The sequence below is a fragment of the Tianweitania sp. genome (assembly GCF_032053605.1).
GTDB lineage: Bacteria > Pseudomonadota > Alphaproteobacteria > Rhizobiales > Rhizobiaceae > Tianweitania.
Genome location: NZ_DAMBUH010000152.1, coordinates 1 through 1,717 on the forward strand (window position 1 = coordinate 1; position 1,717 = coordinate 1,717).

Here is a 1,717-nt window from a genome sequence, read left to right on the forward strand (position 1 = left end):
GCCACCGCCGGGCCCGCCGCCTTGCTGCGCGATGGCGCTGCTCATGACCATGGCCAGAAGCGCAACGCCTAATGTTGTCGAACGCAGTGTCGTCGAAATCATTTTACGATGGTCTGACCCTAATCACCGGCTTGCTTTGGACAGGGGCGCGATGGCAATTTCAAGACGTTTCCATGCAGCATGACCCAGGCATTACGGCTGAGGCACGCATCCCGCATCCCGCTGCATTGCGTCGCGCGTACCCGACCATGGCAAGCTCGCGCCCTGGCGCTTCATTCTATACCGTGGGGATGCGCGCATTGAAGTCGGCAAGAAGCTCGTGGAGCTTGCCGAACAACTGGAAGGTCCGCTGCAGGAGGGGCGTCGTCAGCAGGAACTTACCCGATTTTCACGCGCGCCGCTGGTGATCGGCGTTGTTAGCGTTTCGAAGCCACACCCGAAGATCCCGGATTGGGAGAAGTTTCTGTCCGGCGGTGCCGCGGCCATGAACGTGGTGCTGGCAGCCAACGCTCTTGGCTACGCGGCAAATTGGATTTCCAACTGGTATTCGGATCAGCCGGAAGGACGACGCATCCTCGGGCTGAAGTCGGATGAGCGCGTCATCGGCTTCATCCATATCGGAACGCATCAGGGCGACATCTTCGAGCGTCCGCGCCCGGACCTCAGTGACATAGTCAGCGATTATTCGGGACCGGCGGCGTAAGTCCATGTTTTACGAACCCGCCAATGGCCACGGCCTGCCGCATGATCCGTTCAAGGCAATCGTCGCGCCACGGCCGATTGGATGGATTTCCACAAAGTCGGTGGATGGTCGCGTGAACCTCGCGCCTTACTCCTTCTTCAACGCCTTCTCCGGCAACCCGCCGCTGATCTGGTTTTCGTCGGAAGGGGCCAAGGACAGTTCGAGCTTTGCGGAAGAAAGCGGCGAGTTTGTCGCCAATCTCGTCAGCCGCGATTTGGCAGAAGCCATGAATCGCAGTTCGGTGAACGCACCGCGCGGCATCAACGAGTTCGATTATGCCGGTTTGACCATGGCGCCGTCGCGCCTGGTTCAAGCGCCGCGCGTGGCGGAAGCGCATGCCGCGTTGGAATGCAAGGTCACCGAGATCTTCCGGCCAAAGACGTTGGATGGCACGCAGTCGCAAGCGCATGTCGTAATCGGCCAGGTGATCGGCGTTCACATCGAGGACGCCTACCTGACCGATGGCCTGTTCGACATCGTCAAGGCGGGCAGCACGGCACGGCTCGGCTATATGGACTATGCCAGCGTGACCGAGACCTTCTCGATGCGAAGGCCACGCTGGGAAGAGGATCGCGGCTAAGCCGCCGATCCGGCGCGCGCCAGCAGTCGCTGCGCGCGCTTCAGGTGTGGGCGGTCGAACATCTTGCCGTCGATGCCCACGACGCCGGGATCACCGGCCGCGGCAAAGGCATCCACGATTGCCTGCGCCCGCGCAATTGCCTGCGCATCCGGTGTGAATGCCTCGTTGATCACCGCGACTTGTGCGGGATGGATAGCCATCTTGCCCGTGAAGCCATCGCGTGCGGCATCCAAGCATTCCCGGCGCAGTCCATCTTCGTCTCGGAAGTCGACGAAGACGGTATCCAGCGGCGCGACCTCTGTTGCGGATGCGGCGAGGATCGTGAGTGCCCGCGCCAAGCGGAAGACGTCAGTCAACTGGCCGTCTTCCGTGCGTGTGCGCTCCGCGCCGATCTC

At 61.7% G+C, this 1,717-nt stretch carries 3 protein-coding genes; 2 read left to right on the forward strand and 1 reads right to left on the reverse strand.

The annotated features are described in order from the left end of the window. Positions 1 to 226: 226 nt before the first annotated feature. Positions 227 to 703 (forward strand): nitroreductase, encoded by a 477-nt coding sequence (locus tag RTX98_RS19495; RefSeq protein ID WP_312798523.1) that lies wholly within the window; start codon positions 227 to 229, stop codon positions 701 to 703. Between the two features lie 4 nt (positions 704 to 707). Then, positions 708 to 1,322 (forward strand): flavin reductase family protein, encoded by a 615-nt coding sequence (locus RTX98_RS19500; RefSeq protein WP_312798515.1) that lies wholly within the window; start codon positions 708 to 710, stop codon positions 1,320 to 1,322. Here the strand turns inward: RTX98_RS19500 and RTX98_RS19505 are convergent. Then, positions 1,319 to 1,717: HpcH/HpaI aldolase/citrate lyase family protein (locus RTX98_RS19505; protein WP_312798517.1), on the reverse strand; the 399-nt coding region annotated here is incomplete at its 5' end. The genes RTX98_RS19500 and RTX98_RS19505 overlap by 4 nt on opposite strands.